Below are 23,583 nucleotides of genomic sequence, written 5' to 3'. Positions count from 1 at the left end.
AACTTAGTCCTCCGCTAGCGGTTTAAAGCGACGAAGCTCAGTTAGACGGTAGCCTGTGTAGTTACCTAGTAGCAAGATGGTCGCTAGAATAACAAGCTGTAAACCAATAAAGTTAAACGTTAAGTGCTGAATGAACGGGTTAGTCATGCCTAAGTAAACAAGAATCGCAGTGAATAGAGAACCACCACCTTGTAGCATTACTTCTTTCGCGCCTTCTTCTTCCCATAGGATAGACATACGTTCGATAGTCCAAGATAGGATGATCATTGGGAAGAACGTAATCGAAAGACCTTCAGTTAGACCGACTTTAAACGCGACCACAGTGAACACAGAAATAATCATGATTACCGTGATGATTACGGCGGAGATCCTGGCTACTAGCAGCAAGTTGAGCTTGGACAAGTAACTTCGAATAATTAGACCCGTACCTACGATAAGTAGGAAGCCGACAATACCCGTTACCAGTTGTGTTTGTACAAAGGCCACTGCAATCAGTACTGGCATGAAGGTACCAGACGTTTTCAAACCGATGATGACACGTAGGAACACAACAATCAGAGCACCGATAGGAATCAGCATGATGGTTTTAAACATCGCTTGCTCTTCTAGCGGTAGGCTGTGAATTGAAAGGTTTAGCAGTTGGTCCGCCGAGACTTTACTGTTGGTTGCTTCAGTTGGTGAAACTTCTTGAGCAATCATAGAGAAGTGAACTTTACTGTTCTGACCGCCAACAACATCCAGTAGAGAAACGTTTGATTCGTCCCAGATGAGTAGGTTTGGTTGAACTTGTTGTTCGCTTGATTCAGGAGAGAACAGAATCCACTCGTCCTTATCCCAGATCTGAATCATGTTTTGAATAGACTGACGACGACGACCGTCTTCTAGCTCGATAACTCCAACCACTTTGTTGTGTATTTTCGCCGCTGAAAGTAGCTTGTGTGTTGCTTCCACTTTGGTCATGTTATTCAGAATCAGCGCTGAGTTTTGGCTGTCTGGATCGTTAAGTGTTTTGATGAGCTCGCGGGTAAACGTGAGGTTGTCTGCAGAACGCTTTGTCGCTCTATCAATCAATGCAAGAGAAGCCGCCTCTTCAGGGCCGTCGAAGCTTGGCTGTGCAACTTCACCTTCTGGTGGGATAGCATCAACTTTTGCTTGGTTGTCGACTAGGAATTGTGTTTTGTAGTAGATGGTTTGAGGGCCATCCGCATAACGAATAGACCACTCTGCGCGGCGACCTGATTCGGTATTCAAGTAAGAGATACCGTAACCTGGAGATGAAGCCGATTCACCGATAAGTGTGTAGTTAGACTGAGTATGAGGAGCCGCTAAGGAAACTTTTGCTTCTTTGCCTACTGCGTTGAACTCAATACGAGCTTCAACGTCCCAAACCTGTCTGGTTTCCCCTGGAGTCCAAGGCACACCGTAGGTCGTATGTCTGAACATACTCAGTGTTATTCCTGCCACGATAAGCAGGAATATAGAGATATAAAATGGAATTCTTGACGTCATAGCTTACCCTACTATTGTTATTTAACTTCCGTTTGTACGTACTTTTTACTTACATCTACTAGCGCTATGTCTTTGATAAATTCGCGCCCTAGTAATACAGGGTGACTCATTTGAGAGCGATCCGCCAATGTAAATTGCGCTTTTTCATGGATTTTTCCAACTTTAACCCATAATTCAATCACAGCTCGACGTTCTGTCTGATCATTCGTTGATTGACGGATTTTTACATAACGTACAACAGGCGCTTCAATCCATTTTTTGTCTTCTGCAGCTTGTCCTTGATCGTCTAGGTGGAACTTAACCCAGTTCTTACCATTTCGCTCGAATTCTTTGATATCGACTGCATTTAAAGAAGAGGTGGTTGCGCCAGTATCAACTCGAGCATCAAAGCTTTGTTTGATTGAGTCGATAGACACTTTTTCGATTCCACCAAGGATAGTCGGTTGTGAGGTAGGAGCGATAGGAGTCGCTGCAACTGCCACGGGTTCTTCTTCCTCTAGCTCTTCAATGACTTTGTGTTCCATGCTCGTTAAATGGACATCTAATTGACTAGAAAGGGTGGTGATTTCGTCTTCTAAGCTTTCAATATAATCACTTTGATTGCTTAGTTGCAGTTCAAGATTTTGAACTTTATTTGCGATGTTTGTCTCTGAGCGGGCAATAGCATCGAGAGTTTCTTGGTGGTAGGCGGCACCGTTAGTAAGGGTACAACCAGAGAGCAAACCAACCGCCACGATAGGCGATAATCGCTTAAACATAAAAAAACCTTTGGAAATTAGAGAATAGTTCAGACTATTTAGAAGTTTAGCCCACAAAAAAGGATGCGTGAAGCATCCTATTGTAAGAGTCTGGTCATATTGAATCGCAATGTGAGCGCTACGCCAATTATTGCTATTTGAAATAGCTCACTTATTAAACATAAGTCAATTTTCGTTCAATTAGTGAGCTCAGTAAGCAAAGTTCTCACAGCAAGGTAAGCGGTGGCTTTTTGACCATGGCAAGCAAGGCTTTTACAGCCCTGATATACTTCTGGTTTATTACTCAATGACGCTGCCGTTTTCTGGGTCGAGAATCTATGGCTTTGTTGCTACCAAAATCGCACGTCTTGGCGCTGGATGACCTTCTACTGTTTTGCTTGGATCGTTTGGATCTAGATAATCAGGAAGAGAGTTGTGTGTCATCCATTCTGTTGTGCGTTGTTCACCAATCGTTGTGACATTTTCGTCAACGATTCGTACGTCTTCAAAACCAACTTGTTCTAACCAGCGTTTCAGTGCGCGAGCAGAAGGGAAGAAATAGACGTTTCTCATTTGTGCGTAACGGTCTACAGGAACTAGAACAGCATTTTCATCGCCTTCAATGACTAAGGTTTCAAGCACCAATTCACCACCAGACACCAATTGATCTTTCAGTTGAATTAAGTGGTCAAGCGGTGAACGACGGTGGTAAAGCACTCCCATGCTGAATACCGTGTCGTAGGCTTCTAGTTTTGGCAACTGCTCAATACCTAGAGGTAATAGGTGTGCACGTTGGTCATCGCCCATTAACTTACGGATCGCTTCAAACTGAACCAAGAAAAGGTGAGAAGGGTCGATACCCACGGTTAGACGAGCACCTTCACCCAGCATGCGCCACATGTGGTAGCCATTGCCACAACCCACATCAAGCACCGAGCGGTTTTTCAATGGAGAAATATGTGGAAGTACACGATCCCATTTCCAGTCACTGCGCCACTCGGTATCGATATGAATATCGTGAACTGTGTAAGGGCCTTTTCTCCATGGGTGGAAAGTTTTTAACAGGCTTTCTAGTTTTTTTAGCTCACCAGTATGAAACGGTGTTGAGCTGCCAATAGTCACTGAGTTTTTCAGGTCAACTTGGTCTGGCACACCTTGTGGAATCTTGTTTAGTGCGCGTAACCAACGGTCGAAGTCGCCGTGCTCTGCATTTTGCCAATCTGTCAGTTGTTGTGGCAGAATATTTAACCACGGCTGAAGGCGAGTATCTTGGGCAATAAGTTGATAAAAATTGGCAAAATTAAACATAGTTTTTCACTGAGTTAATAGGGGCAATAAACCCTAAAATAAAAATTAAATTTGTCATTCCCTACAGTGAGGGACGAACATGATAGGGAATCTCGGTTTATCGTGTTTGATAAGAGAACCCCAACTCATTCGTGCCTCGCTTTTGAGGAGACGTTCTAGTACGAACTGACCGAGTTTGTGCTCTATTTGATTGCGAACATCGAACCAAAGTTGAAACACTGGAACCAAACTTCGCTGCTTGAGAAGCCAATCTTATTAAATCGCTCCTTGTGGACAGGGATCGAGTCTGGGCGCATCACGTTTTCAATCGCGCTACGCTTTTGGCTCACTTCTAGCTCACTGTATCCGTTAGCACGTTTAAAATCATGGTGCAGGTCGATAAGCAGCTCATTTGAGCTTTCGTCTTCGAATACGTATTTTTCTGACAGGATTAAGATGCCACCTGGGCGCAAGCCTGCGTGAATTTTCTCAAGCAAAGCGTATCGGTCGTCTGGAGACAAGAATTGCAGCGTAAAGTTAAGCACCACAACAGAAGCGTCTTTGATTTCCACTTCACGAATATCAGCTTCGATGACTTCTACCGGCGTGTCACTGCGGTAAGCATTAACGTGCAGTTTACAGCGCTCAACCATCGCTTCTGAATTATCGATAGCGAAAATTGTGCAGCCTTCTTGTTGGATGTGACGACGCATAGAAAGTGTCGCAGCACCAAGTGAACAACCAAGGTCATAAATATTTGAATGCGGCTTTACGAAGCGCTCCGCTAGCATGCCGATTGCAGAGATGATGTTGCTATAGCCAGGCACCGAACGTTGAATCATATCCGGAAATACTTCAGCAACCCTTGCATCGAAGGTGAAGTCTCCAATTTTATCAATAGGAGCGGAAAAGATATTGTCTGTGTTGCTCATGGCATTCTCTCTCGACAGTCAGCGTAATTGGCACAAAATTCGTACCAAATAAAAGGGGACGTATTTTACGTAAAAAAAGCGCCACTGTCACGAAAACTGAGATTTAGCTAAAGGTTCAAAATTACTTATAGGTGAAGGGTTAAAACATCGAGATTTGATGATTGCCTTTTTGTGCCGGAAACTGAGCTAGGTCGGGTAATAATAATGACGTATTTTCAGTCACTTGTTTTTGCAGCTGTTTATAAATAGCCATCGCAAGTTCAGGTGCATGATTATTGTCTGGGGTGTGGATCATTAAATAAGGTTGTTTTCCTTCATTTAGCCAAGTCGGTAATTTCGCGAACCAAGGCTTAAAAAATTCGATGTTCGGAGCTTGGTCTGGGTGACCAATAAAACGAATCATCGGGTTGTTGGCGGTCGCAATCGCATGAACGGGAACACGCGGTTTCTTTTGGTGAGCATCGATCACCGCTTCCGTGGTTGGCGGCGCGGAAAAAACAGGGCGGCTATCCATAATAATACGATTGATGCCTTCTTCAACCAGCCATTGATTGAAACTTTTTTCAGCATCACCTTTGTCAAAGAAACCCAAATGGCGTACTTCAACACCAAGCTGCATGTCTTTTGGGAATAAGGTGCAAAACTTTTGCAAAGCAGGGAGCATGCTCGGTTCGAAGCTGTGTGGTAGCTGAATCGTCCATTGACCTATACGATCATGCAGTGGTGACATGGTCATTAAGAACTCTTTGAGTTCGGCTTGGCAGTGTCTCAGTTGTTGCTGGTGGGTGATGAACTTGGGTAGCTTAAACGTGAACCTGAAATCATCGTGACTCGCCGCTTTCCAGTTATGAACGGTAGACATACTTGGCGTGGCGTAAAAGGTTGTGTTGCCTTCAACAGTATGGAAAACTTGGGTGTATTTTTCTAGGCGTTCCGCAGGCTTTGTTCCCCTGCCATAGAACTGACTTTGCCACTCAGAGTGAGACCACATGGTTAATCCAAGTCTTAGAGGTAAAGTTTCTGTTGTTATTACACGATCATCCATCTATTACACCGTTATTCATCACGCCATTAGTTATCAAAAAAAGTTTTTGGATTGAAACGAAAATCTACTTTACGAGAGTTTTGCTGATTAAGGTACTTTCGAGATATAATTATCGCAATTTTTTCGGTTTTGATGAATCTTTGCGCACTTGATGGGCTAAAAAGCAGCAAAGCCAGATAAAACACAATAAATTCGAATGTGGAAGGTCGATTTTAAGCGAGTTTCCGCGTATAAATGTTCCTTTGCTCTGTTGTGTGGAATGACCACTGACAGCTTGGAAATTAGTAAATAATTAAGAGATTGGGAAATTCATTATGCGTACCCATTACTGTGGTAACCTGAACAAGTCCCTGGCGGGACAAACTGTAGAATTGTGCGGCTGGGTAAACCGTCGCCGTGATTTAGGCGGTCTTATCTTTATTGATATGCGTGATCGTGAAGGCATCGTTCAGGTTGTTGTCGATCCAGATATGAAAGATATCTTCCCGATCGCTAACCAACTGCGTAATGAATTCTGTATCAAGTTTACTGGTGAAGTACGCGTTCGTCCGGACAGCCAAGTAAATAAAGACATGGCTACTGGTGAAGTAGAGCTTTACGCGACTGGTCTAGAGATCATCAACCGTTCAGAAGCGCTTCCACTAGACTTCAACCAAACGAACTCTGAAGAGCAGCGTCTTAAGTACCGTTACATCGATCTTCGTCGCCCAGAAATGAGCGATCGTATTAAGCTTCGTGCACGTGCTTCTAGCTTCGTTCGTCGTTTCCTTGATGAGAACCTGTTCCTAGACATTGAGACTCCAGTGCTAACTAAAGCGACGCCAGAAGGTGCTCGTGACTACCTAGTACCAAGCCGTGTTCACAAAGGTAGCTTCTACGCACTTCCTCAATCTCCTCAGCTGTTCAAGCAACTGCTGATGATGTCTGGTTTTGACCGTTACTACCAAATCGTTAAATGTTTCCGTGATGAAGATTTACGTGCTGACCGTCAGCCTGAATTTACTCAGATCGATATCGAAACATCGTTCATGTCTTCTCAAGAAGTACGTAACATCACTGAAAAGCTAGTTCACGATATGTGGAAAGAGCTTCTAGATGTTGAACTAGGTCAATTCCCAGTAATGCCTTTCTCTGAAGCGATTCGTCGTTTCGGTTCTGATAAGCCAGATCTACGTAACCCGCTAGAGCTAGTGGACGTTGCTGACCTAGTTAAAGACGTTGAGTTCAAAGTATTCTCAGGCCCTGCTAACGACGAAAAAGGTCGCGTAGCGGTTATCCGTGTACCAGGTGGTGCTAAGCTAACTCGTAAGCAAATCGACGGTTACGCTGAACACGTAAACATCTACGGCGCGAAAGGCCTAGCTTGGATGAAGGTTAACGACCGTGCTGCAGGCATGGAAGGTATTCAATCTCCAGTTGCTAAATTCCTAAGCGAAGACGTAATCAACGGTATTCTAGATCGCACCCAAGCTGAATCTGGCGATATCATTCTGTTCGGCGCAGACAAAGCGGGTATCGTTGCTGAAGCAATGGGCGCACTTCGTCTTAAACTAGGTACAGATCTAGAGCTAACAGACACTTCTGCATGGGCTCCACTGTGGGTTGTTGACTTCCCAATGTTCGAAGAAGACGGCGAAGGTAACCTACACGCAATGCACCACCCATTCACATCGCCACTAGGTGTGAACGCGGAAGAGCTAAAAGCGAACCCAGCAGCAGCAAACTCTGATGCATACGACATGGTAATCAACGGCTACGAAGTAGGCGGCGGTTCTGTACGTATTCACAACGCAGAAATGCAAACGGCTGTATTCGGTATCCTAGGTATCGAAGCACAAGAGCAACAAGAGAAGTTCGGCTTCCTACTAGATGCTCTTCAATACGGTACTCCACCACACGCTGGTCTAGCATTCGGTCTTGACCGTCTAGCAATGCTACTTTGTGGTACAGAGAACATCCGTGACGTTATCGCATTCCCGAAAACAACAGCTGCAGCATGTCTACTAACAGACGCGCCAAGCCTAGCGAACCCAGCATCACTGGAAGAGCTAGCAATCGCAGTTAAACTCGCGAAGAAAGAAGACTAATCAAACGATTAGCCTAACTTTCTAAAGAGCTTAGTTTTTTAGAACTTAGTTTTGCAGTAGAACAATAAAATGCCCGTTAATTTGACGGGCATTTTTTTTTGCGTTCGATATACTAAGCTCATAAAGCATGTATAAATAATCAGTATTTGAAGTTATGTCTATTATCTTAGGGATTGACCCTGGCTCACGCATTACCGGTTACGGTGTCATTCGTCAAAATGGTCGCCACCTATATTACTTAGGGAGTGGCTGTATTCGCACCTCAGAAAAAGAGCTGCCGGGTCGATTAAAGCAAATTTATGCAGGCGTGAGTGAAATCATCACTCAGTTCCAACCGGATGTGTTTGCGATAGAGCAGGTCTTTATGGCGAAGAATGCCGATTCAGCACTCAAGCTTGGTCAGGCTCGCGGCAGTGCGATTGTAGCAGCGGTGAATGCTGATTTGCCTGTACATGAATATGCGGCTCGTTTGATTAAACAAGCTGTCACGGGTAATGGCGGCGCGGATAAGTCTGTGGTTCAGAACATGGTGATGAGCATGCTCAAGTTACCTGCTAAACCGCAGGCCGATGCTGCCGATGCTCTAGGCGTAGCAATCACTCATGCTAACACCAATAAAACTCTAATAGCACTTGCAGGCAAAGCGACAGGCGCAAGAAAAGGGCGTTATCGTTAGTTCTCTCCTCCAGTTAAATTCTCTATATTACCTCCTCTTTTTATATCGATGAGCCTCGCGTTTGGTTAGGCTCATATCAAAGCAATATGCGGCTAAACCCCTGACGAAATGAGATCTTTCGAACAGAACCTAGATAATAACATTGCGTATCATTTAACATGTTATTAACATTGGTCAGAGGTCTTACAAGTTAATCAAGGATGATCACTGATGAACCCTATCAAGCTTTGGCGCGCGCTGTTTCTAACCAAAAGTAATGGATGGAATAGTAACGAAGTCAGACAAGCCGATATCTTACTACTCTTCACTTTTATCGCATTCTTCGTGGGTGTATATAGTCTAATCAAGTGGACCAAGCATGAAGAGCCGTTGCTGGTTGCCACTTCCGTATTTCTTATCGTCTTTGAATTAGTCTCTGCACTTCTATTACGTATTACCCAAAAGCCTAGTTTGGCATTGAACTTTGGCTTTGTTGGTATGGCGGTTCACGCACTCAACATCATATACCAAAGCGGTGGTGTAGTTGAGTCTACTCAGGCTTATTGGGTACCTTTGTTAGTGGTTGCTTTTTTCCTGTCAGGAACTCGAATTGTCGCCTTGGTATGGAGCGGGCTAGTGATTGGTGTTTCATTGGTGATGACTTCGGCTCATCTTGATGGCTTTGAATTTCCGCAGTTAGTACTTACTCCAGAAGCCGTTGTGGTTGAAACGTGGTCTGGTGTGATTATGCCGCTGGTGGTGATCTGTATTGCTCAAGCGTTTACCGCTAAACAAAAAGAGGTAGCTATCGAGATGGCAGAAGAGGCGATCTCGGAAAGCCAACAGATCGCCAATCAAGCGACGCAAAGCGAAGGGCGACTTTCCATTGTCCTTGACCAAGCTAACTCAAACTCTGAAAGCTTACAGGGCGTATCTGTCCATTTAGAACAGCAGTCTCAGGATTTGCATGATCAAGTTGGGGTGCTGAATATCAATTGTGAATCTCAGGCGAGTGCCGCCGAGGAGATGAGCCAGCAACTACATCAAATGACTCAAGGCATCGAGGAATCTAATTCGTTTGTGGGTGAACTGAAAGAGCGCAGCGAAGCGGTCGGCGAGAAAGCGCAAAAGAGCTCAGAATCACTGGAAGCGTCAACCAGTGCAATCACTCAGATCATCCAAAGTAATCAAGAGATCATGAAAGTCGCTGATTTGATTACCTCGGTTGCTGAGCAAACCAACCTATTAGCACTCAACGCAGCAATAGAAGCAGCTCGTGCCGGTGAGCAAGGGCGAGGATTTGCTGTTGTCGCTGATCAGGTGAGAGAGTTATCGGCAAAAAGCAGTCATTCCGCGATAGAAATCCGAACCTTGTTGGACCGCAGTAAAGACGAAGTGGAACATGGCAGAGCGATAATCGAAACCACGGCGAATGAGATGAACGGCATCATTTCCGAGGTTCAAACTATCTCGACTGACGTCAATCAGCTCACCAACATTATGGCGATGCAGATGAATTCTTTGAAAGAGCTCGATCTCGCGAGTTCAGAAGTGGCACAAAGTGTCGCGGAAACTAAATCGGTTTCAGGCTTAGTGGCTAATTATGGTTCTGAGCTCACAGGACATGTTACCTCTGTGAAGGAACTAGTCGAAAGCTTAAACCGCGTGGTTTCACAAGCTAAACAAGCATAAATAAATTACCCAAACAAACACAAAGAACTGGATAAGCATCCAGTTCTTTTATATTCTGTCCCTCAAATTATATTCCATCAAGAGAGTGAATTGTGATCGGACGTCTACGCGGTACATTAATAGAAAAACAGCCACCAGAATTACTAATTGAAGTAAGTGGTGTTGGCTATGAAGTTCAAATGCCAATGAGCTGTTTTTATGAATTACCAAACGTTGGCGAAGAGGCAATTATCTACACTCATTTTGTTGTTCGTGAAGATGCACAACTGCTTTACGGCTTCAACACGGTTAAAGAGCGTGCGTTGTTCCGTGAAGTCATCAAAGCAAACGGTGTCGGTCCTAAGCTTGGCCTTGGCATTCTTTCTGGTATGACGGCTAGCCAGTTTGTTCAGAGTGTTGAACGTGAAGACATCTCTACACTGGTTAAACTTCCTGGTGTTGGTAAGAAAACAGCAGAACGTCTAGTTGTCGAAATGAAAGACCGTCTGAAAGGGTGGGGTGCGGGTGACCTATTTACTCCAGCAACAGATGCTGCTCCTATTGATTCTATGCCGACTGTTCATGATGCTGAAGAAGAAGCGGTAAGTGCACTACTTGCATTAGGCTACAAGCCTACTCAAGCTTCTAAGGTGGTTTCTCAGGTGGCTAAAGATGGCATGACCAGCGAACAGTTGATTCGCGAAGCTCTGAAATCGATGGTTTAATACCCCATATACTTGTTCTACAAAATAGACTCATTCACTTTGCCTTTACACAGAATCAAGAAGCGCAGAGTCAAGAAGAGCATAGTTAGGAATAGCAGAATTTATGATTGAAGCCGATCGCCTTATCGCACCGGATAACCCAGTATTCAAAGATGAAGATGTCATTGATCGTGCAATACGCCCTAAAGCACTTGCCGACTATCAAGGTCAGGATCACGTTCGTGGCCAGATGGAAATTTTCATCAAAGCGGCCCAGCTGCGCAATGAGGCGCTCGATCATCTGTTGATATTTGGTCCTCCAGGCTTGGGTAAAACCACGTTGGCGAACATCGTTGCCAATGAGATGGATGTCAATATTCGCACGACTTCAGGTCCTGTTCTAGAAAAAGCGGGTGACCTAGCGGCGTTGCTAACTAACCTTGAAGAAAATGATGTTCTATTCATTGATGAGATTCACCGTTTAAGCCCTGTGGTTGAAGAGGTGTTGTATCCAGCAATGGAAGACTACCAACTGGATATCATGATTGGTGAAGGGCCTGCGGCACGCTCTATTAAGATCGACCTTCCTCCTTTTACTTTGATTGGCGCAACCACTCGAGCTGGTTCACTGACATCGCCGTTACGTGACCGTTTTGGGATTACCCAGCGTCTTGAGTACTATAAAGTTGAAGACCTACAAAACATCGTTCAGCGCAGCGCTGATTGCCTTGGTCTTTCGATGGAGTCTGAAGGGGCGTTAGAAGTGGCTCGTCGCGCTCGTGGTACGCCACGTATTGCTAACCGTCTACTGCGCCGTGTTCGTGATTATGCGGAAGTAAAAGGGGACGGACATATTTGCCCTGAGGTTGCTGACAAAGCACTAAACATGCTGGATGTCGATGCTAAAGGTTTTGACTACATGGATAGAAAGCTTCTGCTTGCGATCATGGAGAAGTTTGGTGGTGGCCCGGTGGGTATTGACAACATGGCTGCCGCGATTGGTGAAGAGAGAGACACCATTGAAGATGTGTTAGAACCTTACTTGATTCAACAAGGTTACCTACAAAGAACGCCAAGAGGTCGAATTGCGACCGACAGAGCCTATTTACACTTCGGAATAGATAAACCGTCTAATCGCTAAATTATTCATTTTTAAAGATCCCAGTTGCATAAGCGCTGGGATTTTTTGCTTTTTACTGAATAACAACTCTTTGAGCGAGTCGATAAAAAGATTGAATAGCGGCCATCAAAAATGAAAACTTTGATTTCAGGTTTGATTTGGCTAACAAAAAATGAAATAAACTGTCATATTTTTTGTTAATACTTTATAGGTAGTTGTAATTCGTATGTTGAGGCGGTGATGAGCTTTTGTCACAGATATCATGCGCTGTTATTAACAGAGGCTAAATTGGTGTGATTTTAATCATGATTGTTCAAAAATAACTCTAATTTGCTCGAATAAAATTGATACAAATCAACGCAAGGTTCTCCTATAAACCTTTTGAAACATACTGATTTTACCAGTAATATTAGCGCCAGCTATATTAGCTCATACTTAACAATAATCTAACTATAACGGTACGTTTTTGCTACAAATTTCAATTTGTAATAACAATTGCACAAATTGTTTTAACATGGATTTTTGCGGTGAATAATCACACAAGTGTCATTCAGCCGACACAAAGGAGTTACCATGATTGATGTTGTTGATCTGTCGCGATTGCAATTTGCATTTACAGCGATGTATCACTTCCTATTTGTTCCACTGACACTAGGTATGGCATTTCTACTTGCCATTATGGAGTCAGTTTATGTAATGACTGGCAAGCAAATTTACAAGGACATGACTAAGTTCTGGGGTAAATTGTTTGGTATTAACTTTGCTCTTGGTGTAGCGACAGGCTTAACCATGGAGTTCCAGTTTGGTACTAACTGGTCTTACTATTCTCACTATGTTGGCGACATCTTTGGTGCTCCGCTAGCTATCGAAGCGCTTGTTGCATTCTTCCTAGAGTCTACTTTTGTTGGCCTTTTCTTCTTCGGTTGGGACAGACTGTCAAAGCGTCAGCACTTAGCGGTAACTTGGTTAGTAGCACTAGGCTCTAACTTCTCAGCGCTTTGGATCTTGGTAGCAAACGGCTGGATGCAAAACCCAGTGGGTGCGGAATTTAACTTTGAAACTATGCGTATGGAAATGGTGAGCTTCGCTGAAGTTGTACTAAACCCAGTAGCGCAAGTTAAATTCGTACACACAGTAGCGTCTGGTTACACAACGGGTGCGATGTTCATCCTTGGTATCAGCTCATACTACATTCTTAAAGGTCGTGACCTTGCCTTTGCTCGTCGTTCTTTCGCGATTGCAGCATCTTTCGGTATGGCGGCGATCTTGTCAGTAATCGTACTAGGTGACGAATCTGGTTACGAGCTTGGTGAAGTTCAAAAAGTGAAGCTGGCTGCGGTAGAAGCAGAGTGGCACACGGAAGAAGCACCAGCAGCATTTACTGTTTTTGGTATTCCTAACCAAGAAACAATGGATACTGACTACGCAATTAAGATCCCTTACGTGATGGGTATTATTGCAACGCGTTCTCTTGATAAAGAAGTAACGGGTCTACGTGACCTACGTGATGATCACGTTGATCGCATCCGTACAGGTATGTATGCATACGAACTACTTGAGAAACTGCGTGCAGGCGATAAGTCTGAAGAAAACATGGCAGCTTTCGATGAAGTGAAAGGTGACCTAGGTTACGGTCTACTTCTTAAGCGCTACACAGACAACGTTGTTGACGCAACAGAAGACCAAATCCAAATGGCTGCGGATGATTCTATCCCAACAGTTTGGCCTCTATTCTGGTCATTCCGTCTGATGGTTGCTTGTGGCTTCATCATGCTGTTTGTATTCGGTGCGGCGTTTGTTCAAACATGTCGTCAGAAGATCGAACAGAAACCATGGGTACTTAAAGCTGCACTATTCTCAATCCCACTACCTTGGATTGCGATTGAAGCAGGTTGGTTCGTTGCTGAGTTTGGTCGTCAACCATGGGCGGTTGGTGAAATCCTACCGGTTAACGTTGCTGCATCAGCACTAACTATTGAACAGCTTTGGACTTCTCTATTCGCTATCCTGGCATTGTACACAGTGTTCTTGATTGCTGAAGTTTACCTAATGCTGAAATTCGCACGTAAAGGTCCAAGTAGCTTGAAGACAGGCCGTTACCACTTCGAACAAAACGATAACTCTGTTGAAGACAAAGTTAGCCGTTCAGTTGAAGTATAAGTGAGGGAATATTAATGTTTGATTACGAAAGCTTACGACTCATTTGGTGGGTATTGATCGGTGTTCTACTGGTTGGTTTCGCCGTAACTGATGGCTTCGATATGGGTGTTGCCGCTCTTTCTCCTGTTATCGGTAAGAGCGACACTGAACGTCGTATTATGCTCAATACTATTGCCCCTCACTGGGATGGCAACCAAGTTTGGTTGATCACTGCTGGTGGTGCATTATTTGCTGCATGGCCGCTGGTTTACGCAACGTCGTTTTCTGGCTTCTACTTCGCAATGTACGCGACGTTAGCAGCGCTTTGGTTACGACCTCTTGCACTTGATTACCGTTCTAAGATTGAAGACCCAAAATGGCGTAAAACTTGGGACTACGCACTTTGTTTTAGTGGCACAGTACCACCAATCATCTTTGGTGTTGCATTTGGTAACCTACTACAAGGTGTACCATTTGATCTGAACAATCTAATGATGTCAAAGTACCACGGTACGTTCTTCGCTCTGCTGAACCCATTTGCATTACTATGTGGCGTGTTGGCTCTAATGCTGTTCGTTATGCAAGGTGCAACATGGCTTCAAATGAAGACAACAGAAGATCTGCATCGCCGTGCTCGCAACGTTGCTCAAATCACTGGCCTAATTGCTATTGCTCTGTTCGTTATTGGTGGCTTCTGGGTTCAATCTATCGAAGGTTATGTAATCACGAGCACTATCGATACGTTTGCAGACTCAAACCCACTAAACAAAGAAGTTTCACTTCAAGTTGGTGCGTGGATGACAAACTTCGAAACGTATCCAGCAATGTGGGCTGCGCCTATCCTTGGTGTCGCAATGCCACTACTTGCCGTGATTGCATCTCGTTTTGAGCGTGGTGGTTTCGCATTCTTGTTCTCAAGTCTATCTAACGCTGGTGTTATTTTAACGGCTGGTTTTGCAATGTTCCCATTCGTAATGCCATCAAGCCTGAACCCTAACCATAGTTTGACTATGTGGGATTCAACAGCGAGTGAGCTAACACTTGGTCTTATGACTGCTGTTGCGGCGGTAATGGTTCCTGTGATTCTTGGCTACACAACTTGGACATACTACAAAATGTTCGGTCGTCTAGATAAGAAGCACATTGAAGATAACGACGTTTCAGCTTACTAAGCTAGAAGTGAAATAACTTAGGAGAAATTTTATGTGGTATTTCGCATGGATTTTGGGTGTACTTCTAGCATGTGCATTCGGCATCATCAATGCTCTATGGCTTGAGCATTCAGAAATGATGGACAAAGACAGTGAGTAATCTCGCGGAGCAAATCTCTAAACTGCATCAACCAATGGATAAGACTCTGCTTAGAGCCTTGTCACTAATATTGGGTTTCATGCATGTGGGTTTAGTGATGTGGGACCCTGAAGCGTATGCAACAAGCATCGGTGGCTTTAACGCGATCATCGGACCAATGTTTATTTGGGCAGTATGCTCGAGCATGGTTTACGGTGTCGGATTTAAGCCAAGAGCTTGGATGTGGCAGCTACTGTTTAGTCCATACGTTTCACTCACAATTTTGCTCTACCTAACGGTGCTGCGCCTTCTATAGACGGCAAAGGAACTAGGTTCATAACGACGTGAACCTTTATGCTTGTTGGGTTTTTAGCCAAAAAGAGGTCATCTTATACAGATGGCCTTTTTTTTCGTCTCTTAAATCAAAAAATTCACAGCGATATACTATTAATGATAAGGAGTTAGGTTATAGTGAGATCTTTATCGTTTTGGATTGTGGTATCAAATTGCAGGGATTATCTAAGCCATTTACGTGGCCAGTGACAGTGTATTACGAAGACACCGATGCGGGTGGCGTTGTATACCATTCAAACTATCTTAAGTTTTTCGAACGCGCTCGAACTGAGATGTTGCGCTCAATTGGCGTTTCTCAGCAAGTATTGTTAGAACAAAACATCGGTTTTGTAGTCCGACATATGGACATTGATTTCATTCAAGGCGCGCGCCTTGATGATTCTTTACAAGTCATTACAAATATTTACGAGTTGAAGCGAGCTACCTTGGTCTTCTGTCAAGAGATCGTAAATCCTGATGGCAAAGCATTGTGTAAAGCAATGGTTAAGGTAGCATGTATCGACAATCAAAAAATGAAACCAAAGGCAATGCCAACATTTATTCTTACGGAGCTAACGAATAGTGACTGCTGAAATCTCAATCTTAGGCCTAATTTTAGAAGCTAGTTTACTAGTTAAGATGGTCATGCTGACTCTTATGGGCATGTCCGTTGTGTCTTGGGCGATGATCATAAAAAGAAGTAAAGTGTTATCTCAAGCTTCTAAACAAACTGAAGTGTTTGAAGATAAGTTCTGGTCTGGCGTTGATCTTGCAAAATTGTACCAAGAGAGCAACAAACGTAAAGACGAGCTTTCTGGAACTGAAGAAATTTTCTACGCAGGCTTTACTGAGTTTGCTCGCCTTCGTAAATCGAATGCAACGTCTCCTGATTTCATCATGGAAGGTACTGGCCGTGCGATGCGTGTCGCCGTTGCTCGTGAAGTCGATGAACTAGAAACTAACTTACCTTTCTTGGCGACTGTTGGCTCGATCAGCCCGTATATCGGCCTATTTGGTACGGTTTGGGGCATCATGCATTCATTCATCGCATTAGGTGAAGTAAAGCAGGCGACACTAGCAATGGTTGCCCCTGGCATTGCTGAAGCACTGATCGCAACAGCGATGGGCCTATTCGCCGCAATTCCTGCAGTAATGGCGTATAACCGCTTCAGCAGCCGAGTAGGCAAGCTAGAGCATAACTACGCGACTTTCTCTGAAGAGTTCCACAGTATTCTTCACCGTCAAGCGATGGCTGGCAGGGAATAATCGATGGCTGGATACCAACCTAAAAAACGTAAAATGACGGCAGAGATTAACGTTGTACCTTACATCGACGTTATGCTTGTTTTGTTGATCATTTTTATGGTGACTTCACCGTTCGTGACTCAAGGTGTCGACGTTGAATTGCCTCAGGCTTCAACAGCTAAGTCTGCACAAGATCTTTTGGGTGACGACAACGCGAGCTTCATCATCGTTGAAGTGAACAAAGACGGTGAGCTTGGTTTGAGCGTTAATGACGAAGAAGTACAGCGTGGTTTATCCATGGAAGATATTATCGTCCGAGTGAAGGCTGAGTTGTCTTTGAAACCAAACTCTCCAGTGGCGGTTGGTGGTGATGCCGCAACGCCATACGCAGAAGTGGTTTTATTACTTGATGAATTAAGCCGTGCAGGTGTGCCAAAGGTTGGCCTTTTAACGGATATAAGGGAATAGCTCCGTAGCATTCATGAAAGCGACTAATAAAAAATCCAATAGTTTCAGAAAACCGCTTCTTATTTCACTTGGGCTGCACGTCATTTTATTCGTTGCGCTCATTTGGGGAGCGGATTTCACGATGTCAGAACCTAAGCCTACAGGGCAAATGGTTCAGGCTGTGGTGATTGATCCTCAGTTGGTTCGCCAACAAGCTCAACAGATTCGTCAACAACGAGAAGCCGCGAGCAAGAAAGAGCAAGAGCGTCTAGACAAACTCAGACGTGAAAGCGAGCGACTTGAAAAAAATCGTAAAGCGGAAGAAGAAAATATTCGTAAGCTAAAAGAACAGCAAGCGAAAGAGGCTAAAGCGACTCGTGAAGCTGAAAAGCGCCGAGTTGAGAAAGAGAAACAACGCAAAGCTGAAGAAGCACGTTTACAGCAAGAGAAAAAGAAAGCCGCTAAAGCAGAAGCTGATCGTAAGCTAAAAGAAGCTGCGTTGGTGAAAGCAGAGAACGAGCGCAAAGCCAAAGAAGCGGCAATCGCAAAAGCTGAACAAGAACGCGTGGCAAAAGAAAAAGCCGCGAAAGAGGCCGCTGAAAAAGCTCGTAAAGAGAAGGAAGCTGCTGAACGCGCAGAAAAGCAACGTATAGCGAAAGAGAAAGAAGCGGCAGCCGCAGCAGAGAAAGCCCGTAAGGCAAAAGAAGCTGCAGCAAGAGCAGAAAAAGAGCGTAAACAGCAAGAAGCTGCATTGAACGACATCTTTGCTGGCCTTGAAACTGAAGCGACTCAAAACTCTTCGGCAAGACAACAATTTATTAGTGATGAAGCACAGCGTTACGGCGCTATTTATACCCAGCTGATTCAGCAGAACCTATTGTTAGAAGACAGCTACAGAGGGCGCTCGTGCCGAGTGAACTTGAAGCTTATTCCAACGGGCTCAAATGCTATTTTGGGTAGCTTAAGCATTTTGGATGGCGATAGCCGTTTGTGTGCAGCAACCAAGCGTGCGGTGGCACAAGTGCAATCTTATCCATTGCCTAAAGACCCAGATATTGTGAACTCACTGAAAGACATTAACTTAACTGTATCACCAGAGTAAAAGGACGAACTTGTGTTAAAGAAACTACTACTGAGTTTTGTTTTCTTAATAGCTACAAGCAGCCAGTTTGCACATGCGGCACTGGAGCTGGTTATTACAGATGGTATTAACTCTGCAAGACCTATCGCTATTGTACCTTTCCGTTGGGACGGCGCAGAGCCATTACCACACGATGTATCAGCGGTTATCGCTTCTGACTTACAACGCAGCGGTAAATTCAGCCCAGTTGCAACTAGCAAAATGCCTCAAACACCTTACAGCGAAGGTGAGGTGAATTTTGATGCTTGGACTAACCTAGGCGTTGATTCGTTGCTAACAGGTAGCATCACTAAAAATGCCGAAGGGCAGTACGTAGTGAACTACCAATTGATCGACATTGTTCGTGGTCAACTGACTAAAGGGCAAAGTCGTGCTCTAAGCGATGAAGGCCAACTGGTACTCTCTAAAGATCACGTGTTGTTTAACAAAAAAGCGACAGTTCCAGGTAAACGCTTAAGAGAATATGCGCACCGCATCTCTGACTTAGTGTATGAAGAATTAACTGGTGAGAAAGGCGCGTTCTTGACTCGTATTTCTTACGTAGTCGTGAATGACAAAGATAAGTACCCATACCAACTTCGTGTTGCTGATTACGATGGTTTCAACGAGCGCTTGGTACTTCGTTCTAAGCAACCTCTCATGTCACCAGCATGGTCACCAGACGGCAAAAAGCTTGCTTATGTGAGTTTTCAAAATGGCCAAGCGGAAATATTCATCATGAATATTTACACCGGTGAACGTGAGAAAGTGACGTCATACCCTCGTCACAATGGTGCGCCAAGATTCTCGCCAGACGGTAAAACATTGGCGTTAGTATTGTCGAAAACAGGTAGCCTTCAGGTGTACACACTTGACCTTGCTAGCCGTAAGCTGACTCAAATTACCCGAGGCCGTTCTAATAATACTGAACCATTCTGGCACCCAGATGGCAAGTCTCTTATTTTTACGTCGGATCGTGGTGGTAAACCACAGATTTATAATGTAAATTTGTCAAATAATTCGACATCTCGTATTACTTGGCAAGGTAGCCAAAACTTAGGTGGCCAGATCACCCCTGACGGACGATTCCTGATCATGGTAAATCGCAGCAACTCAGGTTTTAACTTGGCTAAGCAGGATTTGGAAACGGGTGCGGTTCAGGTGCTAACAAAAACATTGTTAGATGAATCTCCAAGTATTGCACCGAATGGAGGTATGGTTATCTATAGCTCTATTTACAACAAAACAAACGTACTATCGATGGTTTCTATCGATGGCCGTTTTAAAGCTAGATTACCGGCAACTAACGGACGCGTAAGAGCGCCTGCGTGGTCACCGTTTCTCTAGTTAATTTGATATATTCTTTTAGCTATTGATAGTGTTAACTATTGTGGCATTTAACTATCTATAGCACTTAGTCGCTGTAGAAACTAAGTTTGATAACGTAAGGAAAAAAAGATGCAACTTAACAAAGTTCTTAAAGGCTTGATGATTGCACTACCAGTGATGGCAGTAACGGCATGTAGCTCAACTGATGAAGCGACATCTGCAACATCTGGTACAGAAAGTAACCAAACGACTTCAGGTTCAGAAGGCAACGTAGACACAACTGTTGTAACGCCAATTGACGCTAACGGTCAACTGTCTGAGCAAGAGCTTAAAGAGCAAGCGCTACGTGAAACTCAAACAATCTACTTCGCATTCGATAACTCTACTATCGCTGGCGATTACGAAGAAATGCTAGCAGCTCACGCAGCTTACCTAGTTAAGAACGTTGACATGAACGTTACTATCGAAGGTCACGCAGATGAGCGCGGTACTCCTGAGTACAACATCGCACTTGGCGAGCGTCGTGCACAAGCTGTAGCGAAATACCTACAAGCTCTAGGTGTTCAAGCAGACCAAATCTCTATCGTAAGCTACGGTGAAGAGAAGCCACTTCTTCTAGGTCAATCTGAAGATGTGTACGCTAAAAACCGTCGCGCAGTACTAGTTTACTAATTTTAGTAGGCTATATAATTGAGGAATTGCCTCATGTTCAGTAACACAAAGCGAGTCATTTTGCTTTCGTTACTGGCAAGTGCAGCGAACACTGCGTTCGCTGCACCAGCTCCAGTATCCGATCTCAATAGCACCGCAACCAATTCATCATCTTCCTCTCGAGCAGCGTCTGCATCTAACGAATCAGATATTGAGCGTTTAGAGCGCCTGCTTCAAAATCGCAACCTTGTTCAGCTTCAAATGCAACAGCAAATCGACGACATGGCACTGGAGATCAGTGAACTTCGCGGTGAGCTAGAACGAAACAGCTACGATATGAAGCAAATGCTAGAGCGCCAACGTGAACTGTTCATTGAACTGGATCGTGTAAGAGGTGAGGTGAAGGCAGCAGGAACCGCAACGGTAGCAGTGGCAGCGAGCGAAGGCTCTAAAGACGCTTCTGGTACGTTTAGTACTGATGTCGATGAGCAAACCGCTTATCAAAATGCTGTAGATATGATTCTAAAGCAACGAGACTACACGGGTGCGATTGCTGCATTCCAAAAGTTTCAAAAAGACTTCCCAGATTCAACCTTCACACCTAACTCACATTACTGGTTAGGTCAGCTTTATTTCGCTAAGAAGCAAGATAAAGAAGCCGTGAAGAGCTTTGCCGCTGTTGTGTCGTACAAAGACTCAAACAAGCGAGCAGATGCACTGGTTAAGCTTGGTGACATAGCGGCGCGCAACAATAACGCGACGCAAGCTAAGAAATATTACCAACAAGTCGTGACCGAGTACCCAAATAGTGCTTCGGCAAAAGTGGCGAAAACCCACTTATAAAACAAAATAGGGGTGCTTAGGCGCCTCTTTTTTATACCCTCTCTAATACTTATCCGTACTTGCTTACAACCAATCCTTTTTGATCCCAATCGCTGTCCTGTGTAGAATACTCGGATTCTCGGAAGAAGTTGCGTAGAGCAAGAGCAATGAGTCATATACTAGATAAAATCGATACAGTTTACCCGTTTCCGCCTAAGCCAGTTCCATTGAGCGACGCTCAGAAACAGGCCCACATCGCAAACATCAAAAAACTACTTCAAGAAAAAGATGCAGTTCTAATTGCACACTACTACACAGACCCTGAAATTCAGGCTCTGGCAGAAGAAACTGGTGGTTTCGTTGGCGATTCATTAGAAATGGCTAAATTCGGTAACCGTCACTCAGCAAGCACTTTGATCATCGCTGGTGTTCGTTTCATGGGTGAGTCTGCAAAGATTCTTACTCCTGAAAAACGCATTCTAATGCCAACACTTGAAGCTGAATGTTCACTAGACCTTGGTTGTCCTGCTGATAAATTCACAGAATTTTGTGATGCTCACCCTGACCACACAGTGGTTGTATACGCGAACACCTCTGCGGCTGTTAAAGCTCGTGCAGACTGGGTGGTTACGTCGAGTATCGCTTTAGAAATCGTTGAAAGCCTAGACGCTGAAGGCAAACCAATTATTTGGGGCCCAGACCGTCACCTAGGTTCTTACATCGCAAATCAAACTGGCGCTGACATGTTGCTTTGGCAAGGTGAGTGTATCGTTCATGATGAATTCTCAGCTGATGCTTTGAAGAAAATGAAATCGGTATATCCAGAAGCTGCTATTTTGGTTCACCCAGAATCACCAGCAAGTGTGGTTGAATTGGCTGACGCTGTAGGTTCAACAAGCCAACTGATTAAGAAGGCGAAAGAGCTTCCTCATCCACAGATGATTGTTGCTACAGACAAAGGTATCTTCTTCAAGATGCAGCAATTGGTTCCTGAAAAAGAACTGATTGAAGCGCCAACAGCGGGTGCTGGTGCAACTTGTCGTAGCTGTGCACACTGTCCTTGGATGGCGATGAATGGCCTTGAAGCAATTGAAAATGCGCTTGAGAACGGTGGTGAGCAACACGAGATCTTCGTTTCTGACGAACTACGTGTGAAGTCTCTTATCCCACTGAACCGCATGCTAGATTTTGCTGAGCAGTTAAATGTGCAGGTAAAAGGTAACGCGTAAGCAGTTCTTTTATCTAACCAACGAAAAACCAGCCAATAGTGCTGGTTTTTTTGTATTTAAAGATAGCTCGCTACTATCAATCTTGTGGTCATGTATCTTTTTCTGATGATACATCTTGTTGATATCAGGTATTTTTTCTAGCATGTAAGTAAGATCGAAGGATTTGAGGCTCGAATGATAATCTGGTTACAACTCAAACGTTGGGTCAAAGCAAATATCTTTGTTTTGAATGGAAAAAACTTACTGTTCACCTTCTTAGGCTACGTATTTCTGTCGTGGTCGAGTTTGTATTTAGCAGGTGAAACAGCTCTAACCAGCTCGTTTACCACGTTCGCTTACTACCTAGTCGTGACTGCGTCTACGGTGGGTTACGGTGATTTATCACCAACGACCGAGGCTGGACAATGGATAGTTATACTGTTTGTGATTCCGGGTGGACTGAGTCTTTTCGCGGCTTTGCTTGGTAAGGTAGCGACAGAAGGTGTTGAATATTGGCGAGCGGGCTTGCTAGGAAAAAGGAGAGTTAGAGTGGACAACCACATTTTGATGCTTGGATGGAATGAGCAAAGAACCATTCACCTCATTCGTATGTTACAGCATGAAGAAACGGGCAAGCGACCAATCGTGTTATGTACTCGTTCAGATATCGAGAACCCGTTACCTGGTGAAATCAATTTCGTTAAAGTAAACAGCTACACCGATGGCAAAGAGATGGAAAAAACGGGCATCGAGTCTGCCAGTTGCATCCTCATTGATAATCCTGAAGACGATATTACGTTATCTGCGGCGCTTTACTGCGCCAACCGAAACCCTAAGGCGCATCTTCTTGTTTACTTTAAAGACGAAGCACTGAGCGATTTGCTGCACAAGCATTGCCCTAATTCAGAGTGTATTCCAGCGGTCGGTGCTGAGATGCTAGCAAAGGCTGCGGTCGATCCAGGGTCAAGTGCGCTTCATCAAGAGCTATTAAGTTCAACACGAGGTATGACGCAGTATTCAACGTATTTTCCTAAGGACGCCGAGCCTGTCACCGTCGCGCCGGTTTTCTCTGTGTTTAAAGAGAAGTATCAAGCAACGTTAATTGCGATTGATACCGGCAACGGTATTGAACTCAACCCAGAGCTAAACCAAGTTGTCAGCAGCGGTACTAAGCTGTTTTATATTGCCGACGAGCGAATTGATGACTTCGATTGGAAAGGCTTTTAGAGTTACTATTTCCATTGCGCCTAAA

Annotated in this window: 23 protein-coding genes; 18 read left to right on the top strand and 5 right to left on the bottom strand. The window is 44.3% G+C overall.

Translation table 11 applies throughout. The features are described 5' to 3' along the window. Nucleotides 1-3: 3 nt before the first annotated feature. The 5 genes from OCV56_RS10235 to OCV56_RS10215 all read right to left on the bottom strand — a co-directional run bounded on the left by OCV56_RS10235 (nt 4) and on the right by OCV56_RS10215 (nt 5,510). Nucleotides 4-1,509: an inactive transglutaminase family protein gene (locus OCV56_RS10235; protein ID WP_086713688.1), complete on the bottom strand. Its 1,506-nt coding sequence runs from the start codon at nt 1,507-1,509 to the stop codon at nt 4-6. A gap of 17 nt (nt 1,510-1,526) precedes the next feature. Continuing rightward, nucleotides 1,527-2,267 (bottom strand): ATP-dependent zinc protease family protein, encoded by a 741-nt coding sequence (locus OCV56_RS10230; protein ID WP_086713687.1) that lies wholly within the window; start codon nt 2,265-2,267, stop codon nt 1,527-1,529. A 315-nt stretch (nt 2,268-2,582) separates the two neighbouring features. Next, nucleotides 2,583-3,554, bottom strand: a complete 972-nt coding sequence (cmoB, locus tag OCV56_RS10225; protein ID WP_086713686.1) for a tRNA 5-methoxyuridine(34)/uridine 5-oxyacetic acid(34) synthase CmoB — start codon at nt 3,552-3,554, stop codon at nt 2,583-2,585. 182 nt (nt 3,555-3,736) lie between these two features. Then, nucleotides 3,737-4,465 carry a carboxy-S-adenosyl-L-methionine synthase CmoA gene (gene cmoA, locus OCV56_RS10220; RefSeq protein WP_076652675.1) on the bottom strand — a complete coding sequence of 243 codons (729 nt, stop codon included), beginning with the start codon at nt 4,463-4,465 and terminating at the stop codon, nt 3,737-3,739. 139 nt (nt 4,466-4,604) lie between these two features. Then, nucleotides 4,605-5,510 carry a DUF72 domain-containing protein gene (locus tag OCV56_RS10215; protein WP_086713685.1) on the bottom strand — a complete coding sequence of 302 codons (906 nt, stop codon included), beginning with the start codon at nt 5,508-5,510 and terminating at the stop codon, nt 4,605-4,607. Between the two features lie 314 nt (nt 5,511-5,824). On the opposite strand from OCV56_RS10215, the gene aspS reads away from it, so the two are divergent. The 18 genes from aspS to OCV56_RS10125 all read left to right on the top strand — a co-directional run bounded on the left by aspS (nt 5,825) and on the right by OCV56_RS10125 (nt 23,558). Continuing rightward, a complete protein-coding gene (gene aspS, locus OCV56_RS10210; protein WP_017630636.1) occupies nt 5,825-7,597 on the top strand; it encodes an aspartate--tRNA ligase in 1,773 nt (590 codons plus the stop codon). A gap of 154 nt (nt 7,598-7,751) precedes the next feature. Beyond that, entirely contained in the window at nt 7,752-8,273 is a 522-nt protein-coding gene (ruvC, locus tag OCV56_RS10205) for a crossover junction endodeoxyribonuclease RuvC (protein WP_086713684.1), read from the top strand. A 210-nt stretch (nt 8,274-8,483) separates the two neighbouring features. Then, nucleotides 8,484-9,944: a methyl-accepting chemotaxis protein gene (locus tag OCV56_RS10200; protein ID WP_086713683.1), complete on the top strand. Its 1,461-nt coding sequence runs from the start codon at nt 8,484-8,486 to the stop codon at nt 9,942-9,944. Nucleotides 9,945-10,036: 92 nt separating this feature from the next. After that, nucleotides 10,037-10,648 carry a Holliday junction branch migration protein RuvA gene (gene ruvA, locus OCV56_RS10195; RefSeq protein ID WP_017062079.1) on the top strand — a complete coding sequence of 204 codons (612 nt, stop codon included), beginning with the start codon at nt 10,037-10,039 and terminating at the stop codon, nt 10,646-10,648. A gap of 103 nt (nt 10,649-10,751) precedes the next feature. Continuing rightward, the gene (gene ruvB / locus OCV56_RS10190) at nt 10,752-11,768 is read left to right on the top strand and encodes a Holliday junction branch migration DNA helicase RuvB (protein ID WP_017062078.1); all 1,017 of its coding nucleotides are present in this window, start codon (nt 10,752-10,754) and stop codon (nt 11,766-11,768) included. Nucleotides 11,769-12,320: 552 nt separating this feature from the next. After that, nucleotides 12,321-13,907, top strand: a complete 1,587-nt coding sequence (gene cydA / locus OCV56_RS10185; protein ID WP_061032863.1) for a cytochrome ubiquinol oxidase subunit I — start codon at nt 12,321-12,323, stop codon at nt 13,905-13,907. A 14-nt stretch (nt 13,908-13,921) separates the two neighbouring features. Beyond that, nucleotides 13,922-15,058 (top strand): cytochrome d ubiquinol oxidase subunit II, encoded by a 1,137-nt coding sequence (gene cydB, locus OCV56_RS10180; RefSeq protein WP_086713682.1) that lies wholly within the window; start codon nt 13,922-13,924, stop codon nt 15,056-15,058. A 31-nt stretch (nt 15,059-15,089) separates the two neighbouring features. Beyond that, complete coding sequence (cydX, locus tag OCV56_RS10175) at nt 15,090-15,197, top strand: cytochrome bd-I oxidase subunit CydX (protein ID WP_000270284.1); 108 nt, start codon at nt 15,090-15,092, stop codon at nt 15,195-15,197. Continuing rightward, a complete protein-coding gene (gene ybgE, locus OCV56_RS10170) occupies nt 15,190-15,492 on the top strand; it encodes a cyd operon protein YbgE (protein WP_086713681.1) in 303 nt (100 codons plus the stop codon). The genes cydX and ybgE overlap by 8 nt, the downstream gene beginning before the upstream one ends. Before the next feature lie 172 nt (nt 15,493-15,664). Beyond that, nucleotides 15,665-16,102, top strand: a complete 438-nt coding sequence (gene ybgC, locus OCV56_RS10165) for a tol-pal system-associated acyl-CoA thioesterase (protein WP_017067533.1) — start codon at nt 15,665-15,667, stop codon at nt 16,100-16,102. Further along, nucleotides 16,092-16,775 (top strand): protein TolQ, encoded by a 684-nt coding sequence (tolQ, locus tag OCV56_RS10160; RefSeq protein WP_017062073.1) that lies wholly within the window; start codon nt 16,092-16,094, stop codon nt 16,773-16,775. The genes ybgC and tolQ overlap by 11 nt, the downstream gene beginning before the upstream one ends. 3 nt (nt 16,776-16,778) lie before the next feature. Then, entirely contained in the window at nt 16,779-17,222 is a 444-nt protein-coding gene (gene tolR, locus OCV56_RS10155) for a protein TolR (RefSeq protein ID WP_017062072.1), read from the top strand. 13 nt (nt 17,223-17,235) lie between these two features. Beyond that, entirely contained in the window at nt 17,236-18,303 is a 1,068-nt protein-coding gene (gene tolA / locus OCV56_RS10150) for a cell envelope integrity protein TolA (RefSeq protein WP_086713680.1), read from the top strand. A 12-nt stretch (nt 18,304-18,315) separates the two neighbouring features. Next, nucleotides 18,316-19,668, top strand: a complete 1,353-nt coding sequence (gene tolB / locus OCV56_RS10145) for a Tol-Pal system beta propeller repeat protein TolB (RefSeq protein ID WP_086713679.1) — start codon at nt 18,316-18,318, stop codon at nt 19,666-19,668. Nucleotides 19,669-19,779: 111 nt separating this feature from the next. Beyond that, nucleotides 19,780-20,322, top strand: a complete 543-nt coding sequence (gene pal, locus OCV56_RS10140; RefSeq protein ID WP_017062069.1) for a peptidoglycan-associated lipoprotein Pal — start codon at nt 19,780-19,782, stop codon at nt 20,320-20,322. A 33-nt stretch (nt 20,323-20,355) separates the two neighbouring features. Further along, entirely contained in the window at nt 20,356-21,144 is a 789-nt protein-coding gene (ybgF, locus tag OCV56_RS10135; protein ID WP_029405341.1) for a tol-pal system protein YbgF, read from the top strand. Nucleotides 21,145-21,290: 146 nt separating this feature from the next. Continuing rightward, nucleotides 21,291-22,352 carry a quinolinate synthase NadA gene (gene nadA, locus OCV56_RS10130; RefSeq protein ID WP_017062067.1) on the top strand — a complete coding sequence of 354 codons (1,062 nt, stop codon included), beginning with the start codon at nt 21,291-21,293 and terminating at the stop codon, nt 22,350-22,352. A gap of 174 nt (nt 22,353-22,526) precedes the next feature. Next, the gene (locus OCV56_RS10125) at nt 22,527-23,558 is read left to right on the top strand and encodes a potassium channel protein (RefSeq protein ID WP_086713678.1); all 1,032 of its coding nucleotides are present in this window, start codon (nt 22,527-22,529) and stop codon (nt 23,556-23,558) included. Nucleotides 23,559-23,583 lie beyond the last annotated feature (25 nt).

Origin of the sequence: Vibrio gigantis, from assembly GCF_024347515.1 — a bacterium.
Taxonomy (GTDB): Bacteria; Pseudomonadota; Gammaproteobacteria; order Enterobacterales; family Vibrionaceae; genus Vibrio; species Vibrio gigantis.
This window is presented reverse-complemented; position numbering and strand designations above follow the sequence as displayed.